General features: G+C 40.4%; 14 protein-coding genes and 2 tRNA genes. 7 read left to right on the forward strand and 9 right to left on the reverse strand.

Annotated elements, in window-relative coordinates; genetic code table 11:
• Positions 1 to 865 precede the first annotated feature (865 nt).
• The 4 genes from L1266_RS00660 to L1266_RS00675 form a co-directional block, all read right to left on the reverse strand.
• Positions 866 to 942, reverse strand: a tRNA-Val gene (locus tag L1266_RS00660).
• 22 nt (positions 943 to 964) lie between these two features.
• Positions 965 to 1,041: transfer RNA gene (locus L1266_RS00665), tRNA-Val, on the reverse strand.
• A gap of 114 nt (positions 1,042 to 1,155) precedes the next feature.
• Positions 1,156 to 2,175 carry a DUF3080 family protein gene (locus L1266_RS00670; RefSeq protein ID WP_235376580.1) on the reverse strand — a complete coding sequence of 340 codons (1,020 nt, stop codon included), beginning with the start codon at positions 2,173 to 2,175 and terminating at the stop codon, positions 1,156 to 1,158.
• A complete protein-coding gene (locus L1266_RS00675) occupies positions 2,150 to 3,508 on the reverse strand; it encodes an MATE family efflux transporter (RefSeq protein ID WP_235376992.1) in 1,359 nt (452 codons plus the stop codon). Before L1266_RS00675 ends, L1266_RS00670 begins: the two co-directional genes overlap by 26 nt.
• A gap of 94 nt (positions 3,509 to 3,602) precedes the next feature.
• Between L1266_RS00675 and L1266_RS00680 the strand changes: the two genes are divergently transcribed.
• Positions 3,603 to 4,244: a riboflavin synthase subunit alpha gene (locus L1266_RS00680; protein WP_138601843.1), complete on the forward strand. Its 642-nt coding sequence runs from the start codon at positions 3,603 to 3,605 to the stop codon at positions 4,242 to 4,244.
• Here L1266_RS00680 and L1266_RS00685 read toward each other — a convergent pair.
• A complete protein-coding gene (locus L1266_RS00685) occupies positions 4,241 to 4,444 on the reverse strand; it encodes a CPXCG motif-containing cysteine-rich protein (protein ID WP_054561385.1) in 204 nt (67 codons plus the stop codon). The two genes, L1266_RS00680 and L1266_RS00685, sit on opposite strands and share 4 nt — an antisense overlap.
• A 228-nt stretch (positions 4,445 to 4,672) precedes the next feature.
• A complete protein-coding gene (locus L1266_RS00690; RefSeq protein ID WP_054554735.1) occupies positions 4,673 to 5,533 on the reverse strand; it encodes a fructosamine kinase family protein in 861 nt (286 codons plus the stop codon).
• A gap of 112 nt (positions 5,534 to 5,645) precedes the next feature.
• Between L1266_RS00690 and L1266_RS00695 the strand changes: the two genes are divergently transcribed.
• Positions 5,646 to 6,341: a DUF445 domain-containing protein gene (locus L1266_RS00695; protein WP_138601847.1), complete on the forward strand. Its 696-nt coding sequence runs from the start codon at positions 5,646 to 5,648 to the stop codon at positions 6,339 to 6,341.
• A gap of 53 nt (positions 6,342 to 6,394) precedes the next feature.
• On the opposite strand, the gene L1266_RS00700 is transcribed toward L1266_RS00695, so the two are convergent.
• Positions 6,395 to 6,757, reverse strand: a complete 363-nt coding sequence (locus L1266_RS00700; protein ID WP_054554737.1) for a DUF3718 domain-containing protein — start codon at positions 6,755 to 6,757, stop codon at positions 6,395 to 6,397.
• 356 nt (positions 6,758 to 7,113) lie between these two features.
• Here L1266_RS00700 and L1266_RS00705 point away from each other — a divergent pair, with 356 nt between their 5' ends.
• The 3 genes from L1266_RS00705 to L1266_RS00715 all read left to right on the forward strand — a co-directional run bounded on the left by L1266_RS00705 (position 7,114) and on the right by L1266_RS00715 (position 10,632).
• Positions 7,114 to 7,899 carry a hypothetical protein gene (locus L1266_RS00705; protein WP_235376581.1) on the forward strand — a complete coding sequence of 262 codons (786 nt, stop codon included), beginning with the start codon at positions 7,114 to 7,116 and terminating at the stop codon, positions 7,897 to 7,899.
• A 112-nt stretch (positions 7,900 to 8,011) separates the two neighbouring features.
• On the forward strand, positions 8,012 to 9,394 hold the full coding sequence (locus L1266_RS00710; RefSeq protein WP_187490683.1) for an amidohydrolase: 1,383 nt from the start codon (positions 8,012 to 8,014) through the stop codon (positions 9,392 to 9,394).
• An 11-nt stretch (positions 9,395 to 9,405) separates the two neighbouring features.
• Entirely contained in the window at positions 9,406 to 10,632 is a 1,227-nt protein-coding gene (locus L1266_RS00715; protein WP_187490684.1) for an amidohydrolase family protein, read from the forward strand.
• A gap of 66 nt (positions 10,633 to 10,698) precedes the next feature.
• Here the strand turns inward: L1266_RS00715 and L1266_RS00720 are convergent, their stop codons facing one another.
• Complete coding sequence (locus L1266_RS00720; RefSeq protein ID WP_235376582.1) at positions 10,699 to 11,898, reverse strand: Nramp family divalent metal transporter; 1,200 nt, start codon at positions 11,896 to 11,898, stop codon at positions 10,699 to 10,701.
• A gap of 310 nt (positions 11,899 to 12,208) precedes the next feature.
• Here L1266_RS00720 and L1266_RS00725 point away from each other — a divergent pair, with 310 nt between their 5' ends.
• Positions 12,209 to 12,625, forward strand: a complete 417-nt coding sequence (locus L1266_RS00725) for an MAPEG family protein (protein WP_054554742.1) — start codon at positions 12,209 to 12,211, stop codon at positions 12,623 to 12,625.
• Positions 12,626 to 12,699: 74 nt separating this feature from the next.
• Here L1266_RS00725 and L1266_RS00730 read toward each other — a convergent pair whose 3' ends face one another.
• A complete protein-coding gene (locus L1266_RS00730; RefSeq protein ID WP_235376583.1) occupies positions 12,700 to 14,547 on the reverse strand; it encodes an ABC transporter ATP-binding protein in 1,848 nt (615 codons plus the stop codon).
• Between the two features lie 159 nt (positions 14,548 to 14,706).
• Between L1266_RS00730 and L1266_RS00735 the strand changes: the two genes are divergently transcribed.
• Complete coding sequence (locus L1266_RS00735) at positions 14,707 to 15,537, forward strand: alpha/beta hydrolase (RefSeq protein ID WP_235376584.1); 831 nt, start codon at positions 14,707 to 14,709, stop codon at positions 15,535 to 15,537.
• Position 15,538: the final 1 nt, after the last annotated feature.

Below are 15,538 nucleotides of genomic sequence, written 5' to 3' on the forward strand. Positions count from 1 at the left end.
CGTTAAACAACTGAACAACATATTTTAAATTTGGAACATTAAGAATTGGTACGACCGAGTGGATTCGAACCACCGATTTTGGCGTGGGTCATAGAGAGCGGTAGTGCTCTAACCAACTGAGCTACAGATGTTTGAAATTTGGAACATTAAGAATTGGTACGACCGAGTAGATTCGAACCACTGATTTTGGCGTGAGTCATAGAGAGAGGTAGTGCTCTAACCAACTGAGCTACAGATGTTTTAAATTTGGAACATTAAGAATTGGTACGACCGAGTGGATTCGAACCACCGATTTTGGCGTGGGTCATAGAGAGCGGTAGTGTTCTAACCAACTGAGCTACAGATATTTTAAATTTGGAAAATTAAGTATTGGTACGACCGAGTGGATTCGAACCACCGATTTTGGCGTGGGTCATAGAGAGCGGTAGTGCTCTAACCAACTGAGCTAGAGATGTTTTAAATTTGGAACATTAAGAATTGGTACGACCGAGTGGATTCGAACTATTGACCTTTGGACCGAGCCGATAAGAGTGGTAGTGCTCTAACCAACTGAGTTTCAACTGTATAATATTGATTTTAGGATAATAAAATTATGAGGAATTTGAATAAATTGGTACGACCGAGTGGATTCGAACCACCGATTTTGGCGTGGGTCATAGAGAGCGGTAGTGCTCTAACCAACTGAGCTACAGATGTTTTAAATTTGGAACATTAAAAATTGGTACGACCGAGTGGATTCGAACCACTGATTTTGGCGTGGGTTATAGAGAGCGGTAGTGCTCTAACCAACTGAGTGAAACTTTTTAAATTAGTATATTTATTAATAGAAGTTGTAGGAATTACTAAGAAGCAATAAAGATATAATTGGTACGACCGAGTGGATTCGAACCACCGACCTCTACCATGTCAAGGTAGCGCTCTAACCAACTGAGCTACGGTCGTACTGAGATGTTAAAATCAAGATTGGTACAACCGAGTGGATTCGAACCACCGACCCCTACCATGTCAAGGTAGTGCTCTAACCAACTGAGCTACGGTTGTATTTTGATTTAAAACTGTTGTTAGCATGGCTAAACAACGGAGGCTAATATATAGCGACTGGTTGTGTGAATCAAGCAGCTTTAGCTATTTTTGTGCTAAGTGCTGGTTTTTTATTCATAACGGACTAATTTCGCACGTTCTGTAAAAACCTTGCCACCAAGCAACATGCCTTTTCGCAGAGTGCTTAAGACTTTGTAAAATTGCGTCATTACTGTCGCTATCTACAAACTGGGCCAATTCGGTGTCACGCCATATTTGCTGGTAAAGAGGTTGTAGAGTTTCTAATCGACCCACTAAGAATGATTGATAAGGCTGTAGTTGCTCTAAATAAAACTTTTTAAAAACATTACTCAACGTTTGCGCTTTTTGTTTATTCTTGTTTGCAGGGCAGAGATCATCTTTTGAATACTTCATGAGCAGCGCTGTTAATTGTTGATTGTAATGTGTTTGCACACGAGCCGCAGAAATGAGTAGCTTGTTGTATTTAAAACGATTTAATACTTCGAGTTGGTTGATGATTTGCTCTGGCTCTATAGCGTTTATTTTGCCGGTATTAATTTGATTGTTTAACTTAGCAATTTGCTCCATGGCGCTCACGGTTTCGCTAAAACCTGCGGTGTTTTCATCAATGTGTGTCGAGCTTAGCTGCCAGCTTTGCTTAAACTCGCTTTCGTTGAGCAGCATAGCTCTAAAGTAGTTAGCAAGGTTTGCTTGTTTTTGTATTGCGGTGAGTTTTATTTTTTCAAATAGCTCATCTTGTTCTTCAAAGCTTTCTAAGCACTCCTTTGCGCTTTGAATAAACTTAATTTGATAACTAAGAATGTTAGCAGGCGTTGCAGTTTTGCCAAGCTGGTTATTGTGCTCAGCAATAAGGGTTGCAAGTTTACACTGTCGTAACTGGGCAAGTTCAAGCATACCAATGGTTGCTTTATCTTCAGTATTTTCAGTAAAGTGGTTAACAGTTAGTGTACTTGGTTTAGATAGCTTAAAACTTTCGGTTTTAAGCACGTTTTCTAATCTTTGCGCGTAGGTGTGATTTACATCACCGGAAGAGGGCGTGCAGGCAATAAGTGCCACGCACGCTGTTGCGATGATAGAGTTTAGAAGGCTATTGGTTTTGCAAAAAAGGTGCATGTTTAAATCGCCTATGAACAGTGAACATCAACATAATTGCTGCGGCACTTAACCCCACAATAATGCCTATCCAAAAGCCATGAGGGCCCATTGCTGGAACAATTAAATCTGTACGAGCAAGTACGAAGCCAAGCGCAAAGCCGATCAACCAATAGGATACAAAGGTGATATAACCAATTGGTGCCGTGTATTTTAACCCCCGCAAAATACCATTGGCAGAAACTTGCAGGGCATCTGGTAACTGGTAGATACAAGCAAGTACCATGATTGAAGAGGCAAGGGCTAATACTTCAGGGTTGTCAGAATACAATTGGCTTATAATATCTCGGGCAAAAAAGGTCACACTTGCCAGCAGAAAAGCAATAATTGCCGCGAGAATATAACTTGTTTTAACGGCATTTTTTAACTGCTGATAATGTTGTTGGCCAAACAAATTGCCTATGCGAATGCTAATGGCAATTGAGAGGCTCAACGGCATCATAAACAGTAATGTAGTCACACTGGCTGCAATTTGGTGACCGGCAACAGCAACTGCACCTAAGTGTGCTATAAACAAAGGAATACAAGCAAATAGCGTTACTTCAAAAAAAGTAGCTAATGAAATTGGAATACCCACTTTGGTGATAGTCCATAAAGTCGCGAGCTTTGGCGCTCTAAAATTGGCTAGCAATGCTTTGGCATCAATCTTTTTGTTAAAGTGACAATAAATAACCTGAGTTAACGCCATTGCTGTAAATACCAGTGCCGTGGCAATACCACAGCCCGCGCCACCGTACGCTTGAAAACCTAATTTACCATGTATAAATACGTAGTTGGCCGGAATATTAACTGCTAAGCCAATTAAACTAATGTAAAAAGCAGGTTTGGTCATTCCCATACCTTCAGTAATATTGCGGTACACACTGAAAAGTAAAAAACCAAAAATACCCCATTTTACAAAATGAATGTATTGCTCAGCTAAATGGGTAATAGACTGTGAGGTGTCTAATTGACTAAGCACTGTATCAGCAAGGCTTGCCAGCCCTAAACCGATTATGGCAAGTACTAACGCCAGATACAGACCTTGTTGAAAGTAGTGGCTAATACCTTGTTTATCGTTTGAACCAGCAAACTGCGCTATGATACCCGTTAACGCCAATAATATGCCTTGCAGTGCAAGCATTAACGGATTCCAAATACCCGTTGCAATAGAAAGTGCTGCCAAGTCTGTTGCACTTACTTGGCCTGCCATCACGGTATCTACAACCGTCATTAAAATAAGGGTTACCTGTGCCAAAAAAACAGGAATGGCTAACGAAATTAACCTTTTGGCTTCCCAACTACAAAAAGACATAAAATACACAACTAAATAAACAGACAGCCATTGTAATCTATTCATAGATCAATAAAAATCGCAGTTATCTATTTAATGAAGAAAAGAGAAAGCGATGTTCACTGGAATTGTGCAAACGCAAGCCGTTGTGGTTGATGCTACTAACCAAGGCGGTGTACTAAGGCTAGCTTTACAAGTAGAACAGCAATACGCTGAAAACTTGAATATCGGCGCTAGCATAGCCATTAATGGTTGTTGTTTAACCGTGGTGAAGTTTGCATCAGACACTCAAGGGTGCTGTGTTATAAATTTTGATGTGATTGATGAAACATTGAAGTTAACCAACCTAGGTAAGCTGGCTGTCAATGATACGGTGAATTTTGAACGTTCAGTGACTTTTGGGACTGAACTGGGCGGGCATATCGTATCGGGCCACATTCATTGTATGGCCGAGATACTTTCAATTAAACACCATCAAGACAACTGTAAAATGCAATTAGCATTAGCAAAAGAGTGGCAAAAATACGTGCTGTACAAAGGGTTTGTCAGCGTTAACGGGGCAAGCCTCACTGTAGGTGAAGTTGATGAGCAGGGCTTTTGGTTGCACTTAATCCCAGAAACACTCTCAATTACCAATCTCGATAACTACCGCGAAGGGGATAAGTTAAATATCGAAGTCGATCAGCAAACTTATACCATTATCAACACGGTCGAAAATTATCTCTCGCAAGAAGGGCATATAAAACGAGCAAATTAAAAAATTTGCTCGTCGTCACTATCGACATGTAATTCGAGTTTGTTGTGTGCGTAATCGATATGCATATTCAAATGGATGGGATTGCAACATGCTGCGCAATCTTCATAGTAATCTTGGTCACCGTCACTTGCATCAAGTGCTACGTGAATGTGGTGGCCACAGTGAGGGCATGAAATCCGTTGTGTGTATTGGTCTTTCATCAGCTTTTACCTTAATCAGGCATGCCTGAGTTCGTTAAATTGCAATCTTCATTAAACCCTAACTCATCAAAAATGAATCTAGATTTAATTAGATTGATATAACTCACTAACCGAATTTATTTAAGCGTAGTGCTACCAATTCGGTTAGCATCTTTATTAATACGCTTTATAAGCTAAATATAGCTGTGTTTAGCGGTTTGTGACATTCCTTTTACAGTGATTTTTAGCTTATTTCAGGAGCTGATCAATTTGTTGTTTTGCTTCAGTAAGATAGTGCCCTGCAAAGATATTGGCATTATTGAGCATAGGGTATAGTTGGTAGATGGCTCTACGTTGCTCGTAGCCTACCTGCAATGGGTAGATATCGTTATAGGCGTCATAAAAGCTATCGGGAAGTGGTGCATAAAGCTCACTCATTGCGATATCGCATTCCCGATCACCATAATAACAAGCAGGGTCAAACACACTGGGCACATTATTATAAAAGCCCATATTTCGACGCCAAAAGTCACCGTGTAATAACGAAGGCTCTACAATATGGCTATGCAGTGCGTCTTTAACAAAAGCGATGAAGGTGTCTTGATTAACAAGCTCAATGCCTTTTTCTTGTAATAACTGCAATTGCCAGCCAATGCGTTCTTCAGCAAAAAATACATCCCATTTTTTGTGCCAACGATTAGGTTGTAGAGTGGGGCCAAGGAAGTTGTCGTTATCTAAGCCGAACATAGCTTGGGTATGCTTTTGGTGTAAATGGGCAAGGTGTTCTCCCATTTCATGCCAATTGGTATGGGGCTGTTTATCAAGTTCTAACCATTCAAGCACGATAAATGAAAACTCAATATTGCAACCTGTGGTGATGCAATCTGGGATCATAAATAAGCTTTCTTGAGTTAACAGCTCTAGATTAAAGGCTTCGCACTCTAGGCGCTCCAGATCACTTAAGTGAGCGACTTTCACAAAGAAGTGGTGTAAATCATCGCCAATTTGGAAGTATTTATCGTTATTGGGTGATTGTAATTGGCGCTTAAAGGTATGCTTAAAATCAAAATGCATCGCTTGGCTAATCTGTTCATTCACCGAATTCCACATAATTTTGTTCACCTTTTAACCATATAATTAAACTATGGCAAAAAGACGATGAATTAACAAACCCATAGCGTTAATATTGTTAAAGTTTATCGAAGTATTTATGAGGGGTCAGATGAATAAAAGTCTCATTACTAACTTAGTGGCACTTGCCTTAGTATTAGTCGGATTTTTATTTGAACAAGCAATTGTGCTTTCTGTTGGTTTATTTGCGTTATCGGGCGCAGTAACAAACTGGCTTGCTATTCACATGCTATTCGAAAAAGTACCATTTTTATACGGCTCTGGTGTTATAACATTAAAGTTTGCGTCTTTTAAGGTGGCGATTCGTAACTTGGTAATGACCGAGTTCTTCGCTGAAGAAAAAATCGATCAGGTCATGGCGCTCGCTAAACCGAATATTGATTTAGAGCCTGTGATCAGTGAAGTTAATTTAAGTCCGGCTTATGACTCTTTAATTGAGGTTATCGAAAACTCTCAATTTGGTGGCATGCTGTCGATGTTTGGTGGCCGTGATGCGCTCGAGCCAATGCGCGAACCTTTCATTGAAAAAATGAAAGCGGCGGTTATTGATATTTCGAAGAGCGACGAATTTAAAACCATTCTTGATGAAAAGCTATTTGCAAAATCTCACCTTGGTGGCTCATTACACAGTACAGTTGAGCGTTTAGTTGATGAACGATTGAATGAGCTTACACCAACCATGGTAAAAGATATTATTCAAACCATGATCAAAGAACATTTAGGTTGGTTAGTAATTTGGGGTGGGGTGTTTGGCGGCTTATTTGGCCTGATAGCTGCGCTAGTCTAATGAAGAAGGAATTTGTAGCAGGCCTTCAAAGACCTGCTACTGTGTATTCATCATTATTTTGAGCCTGCAATTACAATCACAGTGTCATCAGATACGTTAGCGATATCTTGAATACTGGTTTTTGTTGCTATGTCAAAATTTAAGTATTTCGCAGAGTTATGCAACCCATAAGTGCTAACAAACTTATTAGTTGGCATATCATTGCAAAATAGTTTTTCTGTCATTACTCGTTTACTTAAGCGTAAATCGCGCATAGTTCCGATTACATTGAGTGGCTTATTTGATGCAATAGCCATACACGCTTGAGTGCCAACTGAGTTATCTGCTGCGACAAATTGGGCTGCACTTGCATCAGTTGCTGCTAGTGAAGAACCTAAAATTATTGCTGTACCTAGTGCTGTAGTTAACGTATTCATCTTTCTCTCCAGTTGTTGTCTATAACGTAACATTTGTGCGACCTGGCTATTATGGATACTGCACACTTCCTGTTTGCTGGGCACATTTAAAGTATTACGCTAAACAAAAACAATTGCTGTTAATGAAAATCGACAAGATGTAAGTAAGTATGTAGATGTGAACAAACAAAACTAACCGTTTGATAAGTGCTATTTTAAAGTGTGAATGTTGACACAATTAGCCTTAAAATTTTTTAATTAATTTTTAAAAATCCTGTATTAGCTCGTATTTAAGACTTGATATTTACGTGGCTGTTACATTTAAGTATTAACTCTAGCTTTTCTTTAAAAGGCTAATCAGAGTATAAGGAGCATCAGTGACCACAAAATTAGCAGGCTATTATCAACAAGCCTATGCATCTGAATCAAAACACTTTAATCAATGTTTTTATTGTGGTTGTGAAGCAACTGAGCGAGATTTTTGTCCGCCACTGCATATGCTGCAAAGCATTATAGATTTAGGCGAAGAGGCCGAATTTATATCAATTCCAGCATGTTATGAGTGCTTTGCATTACTGCATAACGAACGAGTGCTAACTTTTGATGGGCGAGTGACAAAGCTAAAAAAGAAACTTTCTGCAAAATATGCAAAAGCGCTGAGAATTTATCACATGTGGCATGAAAGTGAACTTCACGATATGAGTGATGAGTTTGTGCACAGTATTAAAGCAGGCATGAAGTTAGGTGCAGAGGCGGCAGAGCGATTAGCATTTCAAGGTTATAGTTATGCAACTGAAGATGCCAGTGTCACTATTCGCGAGAAACGTGCCGAATTTGATGTGCAAGGCAAAGTCTTTTATGACTTTAAAGACGCGCTTAATTACTGCATTAATGATTTACAAGTCGACAGAACAGAATTCTATAAGCTGGTGGTCGAAGATTATAATGGTGATTTTAACCGTGCATTGAGTCAATACCGCCATCGACACGAAAAAATAACCGCAGCTAACGATGCAGATTCACTGATTAAAAGTTTTGCCAAGCAGCACAAGCAAAACTCAGACTTTGTAACTCGAACTGTGAAACATTTTATCAACAAAGATCCGAGCTTAACTACCGAAGGTGCGTTAGAGCAGTTATATAACAACTACATAAAGAAATAGTGCTCTGTGAGGCTGGTTATTCGTCTTGAATATTGGTGACTGGCCTCGTTTACTCGCATTAGAATTAACAATTAGTTAAAGTAATTAAATAATAAAAAAGAGGAACGTAAGAATGCAAAAATTTGCACCATCCTTGTTGGTTATGGCGCTTGGTGTCGCGTTAGCGGGTTGTCAAGACAATGGCCCACAAGATCCAAAAGTCTCAATTAACAAAAACCCATACCCAAGCACTTATCAGCCACTTGCATCACAAAGTACGTTAATCACTAATGCCACTGTTTTAACCGGCACAGGTGAGCGTTTAGATAACGCAGATGTATTCTTTGTTGATGGCAAAGTACAACAAGTAGGTAAAGACCTTTCTGTACAAGCTGATAAAACAATTGATGCAGAAGGTAAATGGGTAACACCGGGTATTATTGACGTGCATTCACATTTAGGTGCATACCCAACTCCATCAGTGGCATCTCACCAAGATGGTAATGAAATGACCAGCCCTGTGACTGCAGAAGTATGGGTTGAGCATTCAGTATGGCCACAAGATCCTGGCTTTAACCGTGCTCGTGAAGGCGGTATTACGTCATTACAAATTCTACCTGGTTCAGCAAACTTAATTGGTGGCCGCGGTGTAACGCTTAAAAACATTCCCTCGCACACGATGCAAGGTATGAAGTTTCCTGAAGCACCATATGGTTTAAAAATGGCATGTGGTGAAAACCCGAAACGTGTTTATGGCCGCAAAGGTGTTTTACCATCAACGCGTATGGGTAACATGGCGGGCTATCGCACAGCGTGGATTGAAGCGACTGAGTACAAACGTGAATGGGATAAGTACGAAAGTGATTATGCCGCAGGTAAAAACCCTGCAGCACCTCACCGCGACATTAAGCTAGATACGCTAGCTGGCGTGTTAGAAGGTGACATATTAATCCATAACCACTGTTATAAAGCAGAAGAAATGGCCATGATGATCGACCTTGGTAAAGAGTTTGGTTATCACTCAGGCACTTTCCATCACGGTGTTGAAGCATACAAAATTGCTGACTTACTGGCTGAAAACGGTAACTGTGCGGCACTTTGGCCAGATTGGTGGGGCTTTAAAATGGAAGCCTACGACATGGTTCAAGAGAACGTAGCAATTGTAGATGCTGTTAAAAATTCATGTGCCGTTGTTCACTCTGATTCTGATACAACGATTCAACGCTTAAATCAAGAAGCCGGTAAAGTGATGTATCGCGCGAATGATGTGGGTTACGACATCTCTGAGCAACACGCAATTAAGTGGATCACTTCAAACGCGGCTAAATCACTGGGGATTGATGATAAAACAGGTTCACTTGAAGCAGGTAAGCAAGCTGATGTGGTTATTTGGAACCAAAACCCATTCAGTGTTTATGCGAAAGCTGAACAAGTATTTATCGATGGTGCCAAAGTTTATGATCGTAACGATGATAAATACCAAGCACAAAGTGATTTCATGCTAGGTCAAAAATAGGAGTAACATTGATGACAAAATTAACTAAATCATTAAAGCTGTCACTTGTTGCTGCTGGCTTATTTTCTGCGACAGCAAGTGCTGCATCAGTAGCGATTGTAAATGCAACACTACACACTTCAACAGAGCAAGGCGTACTTGAAGGCGCAAGCGTTGTTATTGAAGATGGCAAAATTGTTGCTATTAACCCAGCGACTGTCAACGCGGATACAACCATTGATGCAAAAGGCCAAATCGTGACTGCAGGCTTTATTGGTACTATGAACCAATTAGGCTTAGTAGAAGTGGGTGCTGTTGCAGGGTCGCGTGATGGTGGTGATGACAAAGCGGGCATTGATTTTGATCCAAGCCTTGCATTCAACCCACGCAGTAGCTTAATTCCTTATGCACGCAAAGGCGGTATTACTCAAGACGTGATTGTACCAAACGGCGGTGACAGTATCTTTGCGGGTCTTGCATCTGTAGTTGATCTATCAGGTAGCTTTGAAAGCATAAATAAAAAGCAAGTTGCACTTGTTGTTCACCTAGGCGAAAAGAGTAAAGGCTCACGTGCTATGTCGATGAAAACACTTATCGACAAGCTTGAAGGCGAAAAGTCAGCTAAAAAAGATGACAAAAAAGAGCCATCAACAGAGCAAAAAGTTTTAGCAGCTGTGCTTGCTGGTGATATGCCACTTATTGCCAGTGTTCAACGCGCATCTGACATCTATGAACTTGTTAAGTTAAAAGAAAGCTATGGCATCAATTTAGTGATTCATGGCGGTGATGATGCTGTTGTGGTTGCGGATGCTCTAGCTAAAGCGGATGTACCTGTAATCATCAGCTCTATGGCTAACTTACCGGGTAGCTTTGACTCTATGCATGCAAATCTTGCTAACGCAGGTAAGCTTGAAAAAGCTGGTGTAAAAGTCATTATTGGTGTTGCTGGTGACTCAAGCCACAATGTATACCAATTACGTTTTGATGCAGGTAATGCTGTGTCATACGGTATGAGCCAACAAGGTGCACTTAGCGCAGTTACCAGCAATATTGCTGATGTTTTTGGTTTAAACTCAGGCGCAATTGCCAAAGGTAAACGTGCAAACCTAGTTATGTGGTCTGCTGATCCATTTGAGCTTAACTCACACGTAAGCAAAATGTGGATCAACGGTGAAGAGGTTTCAACCGAAGCGCGTCAAGACAAACTACGCGACCGTTATACAACTGATTCAGCGATGCCACGCGCTTATACTAAATAAGTGCTCAACATATAAAAAGGCCGCAAATTTGCGGCCTTTTTTTAATACATATTTTCAAACTAAAAGCTAAAAAATTAGATTGCTTAGTTTATAAAGGCTAAGGCCAAATATAAGCAGTATTACTGGCACAATTACAAGGTTAAGTAAAAGCGAATTAGTGTAGCCTTTCATCACCGATTTTTGATTCACTAACCAAACAAGGTAACAGGTCACAATTGGTAGTAATAAACCATTGGCAGCTTGCGCAAAGATGATAACCGCAACCGGATCAAGCCCAAGCGATGCGACCAGTGCACCGAAAACAAGGATAGTGATAGCAACCAGTTTAAAACGTGTGTCACTCATTTGTGTTGACCAACCGAGCATGCCGCAAACAGCGTAAGCACCCGCAAGAGGTGCAGTTATTGCGCTAGTAAGCCCGGCAGCACATAAACCGATAGCAAAGAAATAATGAGCCATACTACCTAGAAGAGGTTCAAGTTGCACTGCCATATTGGCCGCTGAAATTTTACCTGCATCAGTACCGTAAAATGCCACAGAGGCTGTTGATAAGATAGCTAACGTGATTATGCCACCTAAAGTTATCGAAATACCGGTATCAAGGTTTGTTTCTTTGATGACTTTGTCGATATTTTTTGAACTATCGTGTTTTTCTGCAAGTACCCCAGAGTGTAAAAACAGATTGTAGGGCACAATTGTTGTGCCAATTAAGGCAAGCACAGTAGTGATTGAATTATCAGGTAAGCTAGGTATAAATCCTTTTAGCACTTCACCAAGTGGCGGAGCTGCCATCACCAGCGTTGAAATAAATACTAAACTCATCAACACCACTAGAACAATTAGCGCCCCCTCAATGACTTTATGTTTGCCAGTGTACAAAAGCACTGCACTTAAAATCGCAATAAGGGGAGTCCAGAGTAATGGGCTTACAGAAGGTAGTATTTCTTGCAGTCCTAAACTGGCACCAGTCAGATTGCCTGCTTCATAAGCTGCACTGCCAATACCAATTGCACTGATCACTAATATGGCAGCCAGGGCTTTAAAAATCGGTGTTTGAATGGTGGTTCTGAGTGCAGATGCTAAATCAAGTCCTGTAGCAACACCAAGACGAGCAGCCATTGATTGCAACAAAATAGTTGCTACAACTGAGAACAATAACGTCCAAATAAGAGCAAAGCCAAAATTAGCACCTGCAACACTTGCCGTGGTGATGGTACCTGGTCCAATAAAAGCTGCGGTGACAAGCAGTCCGGGCCCTAAACGCATAATAAAACCTTTTATTATTATTTTTATACATTAACTATTAGCAAAACAGCTAATGTTTTAGAAAACAGACCATATAGAGTATAGACAGACTTAGTATGGGTAAAGTAAAACAGGTGAATCGTTTAAAGTTAGCGAGTTGAACTTAGACCAATCCACACTGTAATTTTTATATACAGTACGTAGTAATGGCACAGTACGCATAACGAAATTAAAGTAAATACAAATAAAATCAATGGTTTGCTTTAAGTTTTGGCTTGGTAGGTATCTTGCAAAGTGTAAGTCTATATGCTTTTAACTAAAGGAAATGAAAATGCCTGAACTTACTCTTTCAGCATATGCGGCCGTGTATGTTTACCTGATTATGCTGACAATTCAGTGGGTGGTTGCCGCTGTCACTAAAGCCAAACAGCCCAATGCGGTGCCTGGTAAACTCGATAATTCATTAAGCCACGATAGCTTTGTATTTCGTTCACATCGCACATTTATGAATACCTTAGAAAATAGCCCGTTATTTTTAGGTAGCGTATTTCTGGGGTTCTTTTTAAACTTGAACAGTAGTGCATTTGCACTGTGTATTTGGTTGTATGTGATAGCCAGGATCATTCATATGCTGCTGTATTATGGTGTAGCAACTGAGAAGAATCCAAGCCCACGCAGCTATTTCTTTTTAATCGCTGCTTTGGCAAATAGTGTGATGCTTGTTTTAATTGGTTTACGTTTGATTTAAACAGCATTGCTAACATATATAAAAGGCATTGAATGAATGCTCATACAATGCCTTTTTTAATACTGAAAACCTAGCTACTCAACGCCAATAAAGCCACCTGTTTGGTGTGACCATAGGGCAGCATAGATACCATCTTGGGCAATTAGTTGCTCGTGAGAGCCTTGTTCAACCACGCCACCTTCATCAAGCACAATGAGTCTATCCATTTGCGCAATAGTTGATAGGCGGTGCGCAATGGCAATAACTGTTTTGCCGGTCATTAAATCGTCTAGGCTAGTTTGAATTGCGGCTTCTACTTCAGAATCAAGGGCACTGGTTGCCTCATCTAAGATTAGAATTGGTGCATCTTTTAGAAGGACTCGTGCAATAGCAATACGTTGACGTTGACCACCAGAAAGCTTCACACCGCGTTCACCAACTTGTGCGGCAAAGCCTTTATTGCCTTTGCTGTCTTCTAAGTCTTCGATGAACTCAATTGCTTCTGCTTGCTTTGCGGCCGCAAGCATTTCATCTTCAGTAGCATCGGGTCTGCCATAAAGAATGTTATCTTTTACTGAGCGGTGTAACAGCGAGGTATCTTGCGTCACCATCGCAATGTGCTTACGTAAGCTTTCTTGGCTTACCTCAGCGATGTTTTGACCATCAATGCGAATTGTGCCTGAGTCAACATCATAAAAGCGCAGTAACAAATTCACTAAGGTAGATTTACCTGCACCAGAGCGACCTACTAAACCTATTTTCTCACCCGGTTTAATATCTAAATTTAAGCCATTGATAACAGGGCCGCGGAGGGTCTCGTTGGCAGCTTTACCATAGTTAAATTGCACATTCTCAAAGCTTATCGACCCTTCATTAACAGTAAGAGTGCTTGCGTTTTCTTTATCATCCACTTCAATCGGTGTTGATAGGGTTTTCATACCATCAGCAACAGTACCAATGTTTTCAAATAGGCTACTGATTTCCCACATGATCCACTGTGCCATACCGTTTAATCTCAGTGATAAACTCACCGCAATGGCGATAGCCCCAACACTGATGGCGCTAATTGACCAAAGATACAAAGAGAGGGCAGCAATACTAAATACCAATAAATAATTAAGGGTGTTGATAGAGAAGTTTAAGCTAGTAACTAAACGCATTTGCTTATATACAGGCTGTAAAAACACATCCATGCTATCTTTTGCATATTGTTCTTCTCGCTGTGTGTACGAGAATAATTTGATAGTCGAAATGTTAGTATAGCTATCAACAACACGTCCGGTCATTTCTGAGCGCGCATCAGCTTGTGAGCTTGCTACCTTCTTGAGCTTAGGTACAAAATACATTTGAATAGCGGCGTACAAAACCAGCCAAATCAATAATGGCAACATTAAACGCCAGTCAGATTCTGCGACCAAAAACACCATGGCGCCAAAATAGACCACGATATACATTAGTACATCGAGCAGTTTCATCACCGATTCACGAACAGCTAATGAGGTTTGCATCACTTTAGTTGCAATACGGCCGGCAAATTCGTTTTGATAAAAACTAACACTCTGACGAAGCAAATAACGGTGCGCTAACCAACGGATAGACATAGGATAGTTGCCAAGCAGCGCTTGATGTAAAACCGCTGAGTGAAAGAACACGACAATAGGTAACACCACCAGCAACATAACCGCCATTTTTGTAAGCTCAGCCTGCTGTTCTACAAACAAGGTATCTGGGGTGTATTGACCAAGCCAATCGACAAGCTGGCCCATGTAACTAAATAGCGATACTTCTAAAATAGCGAGTGCAGCGGCGCTTAACGACATCAGCAGCAATGAAAGCTCCATGCCACGAGTATAGTGACGGCAAAAAGCAAATAAGCTATTAGGTGGCTGAGAGGGTTGCTCTTTAGGAAACGGATTAGTCATCCGTTCAAATAAACGATACATACACGACGCTTTTTAAAAATCAAAGTGGCCTTACTATACCATTTGAGTAGTTTTTTAGCAGTTCATTTAATTTAAAAACTAAGATTAAAATCTAATTACTATTCAGTTATTTACATCTAGTGTAAGAAATGAAAATATAATAAGAAAAAGGAATTAATGATGAAAAAGTTGCTTTGTACGCTGTCCCTCGTTTTTAGCTTACCGCTTTGTGCCTACCAAACCGACACCCACATATTTAAGGGCAAAAAGATTGCCATCGAGAAACCTGTAACGGTGACATTACCTGATGGCTATCAGGACTCAAAAAAATACAATGTTATCTATGTATTACATGGCTACAGTGGAAATCACAGTGATTGGACTAAGCTGACAAACATAGAAAAACTGGCAGACCAATATGATGTCATCATTGTTAACCCAGATGGCAACTTCGGTTCGTGGTATCTCGATTCTGATATCGACAAAAGCTCGCAATACGAAACCTACATTGCAGACGATTTACTAAATTATATCGATTCTGAATATTCGACTAATCGGTCTAAAAGTGGCCGTGCAATAACAGGCTTATCAATGGGTGGCTTTGGTGCCTTACACATTGCAATAAATCACCCAGACCAGTTTGCAGCAGTTTCAGGGATATCTGCTGGGGTTGATGTTAGGCCCTTTAGTGCAGAGTTTGACCTTGAAAAAGTACTCTGCAGTTATGCTGAAAACAAAGAAAAATGGGATAGCATTGCCATTATTAACAACCTCCATAAAATTGCTGCTGGCAATACGGCATGGAAAAAGGGCGCTGATACCTTACCGATTATGCTTGATATAGGCGTTGATGACTTTTTTATTGAGCAAAACCGAGCGCTACACCAGGCGATGTTAAAAATGCGCATCCGCCATGACTATGTTGAGCGTCCGGGTATTCATGACTGGCACTATTGGAATAAAGTGATTGCCTACCAATTTTTATTTTTAACCTCACATATGGCGCCATAAA

It is taken from the genome of Pseudoalteromonas sp. Cn5-37 (genome assembly GCF_021532495.1).
In the GTDB taxonomy this organism is placed as follows: Bacteria; Pseudomonadota; Gammaproteobacteria; order Enterobacterales; family Alteromonadaceae; genus Pseudoalteromonas; species Pseudoalteromonas simplex.

Bases quoted from the DNA above. Each gene is read 5' to 3' on its own strand.
- L1266_RS00670 (WP_235376580.1), bottom strand. From the start codon at position 2,175: ATGCACCTTTTTTGCAAAACCAATAGCCTTCTAAACTCTATCATCGCA.
- L1266_RS00675 (WP_235376992.1), bottom strand. From the start codon at position 3,508: ATGTCTTTTTGTAGTTGGGAAGCCAAAAGGTTAATTTCGTTAGCCATT.
- L1266_RS00680 (WP_138601843.1), top strand. From the start codon at position 3,603: ATGTTCACTGGAATTGTGCAAACGCAAGCCGTTGTGGTTGATGCTACT.
- L1266_RS00685 (WP_054561385.1), bottom strand. From the start codon at position 4,444: ATGAAAGACCAATACACACAACGGATTTCATGCCCTCACTGTGGCCAC.
- L1266_RS00690 (WP_054554735.1), bottom strand. From the start codon at position 5,533: ATGTGGAATTCGGTGAATGAACAGATTAGCCAAGCGATGCATTTTGAT.
- L1266_RS00695 (WP_138601847.1), top strand. From the start codon at position 5,646: ATGAATAAAAGTCTCATTACTAACTTAGTGGCACTTGCCTTAGTATTA.
- L1266_RS00700 (WP_054554737.1), bottom strand. From the start codon at position 6,757: ATGAATACGTTAACTACAGCACTAGGTACAGCAATAATTTTAGGTTCT.
- L1266_RS00710 (WP_187490683.1), top strand. From the start codon at position 8,012: ATGCAAAAATTTGCACCATCCTTGTTGGTTATGGCGCTTGGTGTCGCG.
- L1266_RS00715 (WP_187490684.1), top strand. From the start codon at position 9,406: ATGACAAAATTAACTAAATCATTAAAGCTGTCACTTGTTGCTGCTGGC.
- L1266_RS00720 (WP_235376582.1), bottom strand. From the start codon at position 11,898: ATGCGTTTAGGGCCCGGACTGCTTGTCACCGCAGCTTTTATTGGACCA.
- L1266_RS00725 (WP_054554742.1), top strand. From the start codon at position 12,209: ATGCCTGAACTTACTCTTTCAGCATATGCGGCCGTGTATGTTTACCTG.
- L1266_RS00730 (WP_235376583.1), bottom strand. From the start codon at position 14,547: ATGTATCGTTTATTTGAACGGATGACTAATCCGTTTCCTAAAGAGCAA.
- L1266_RS00735 (WP_235376584.1), top strand. From the start codon at position 14,707: ATGAAAAAGTTGCTTTGTACGCTGTCCCTCGTTTTTAGCTTACCGCTT.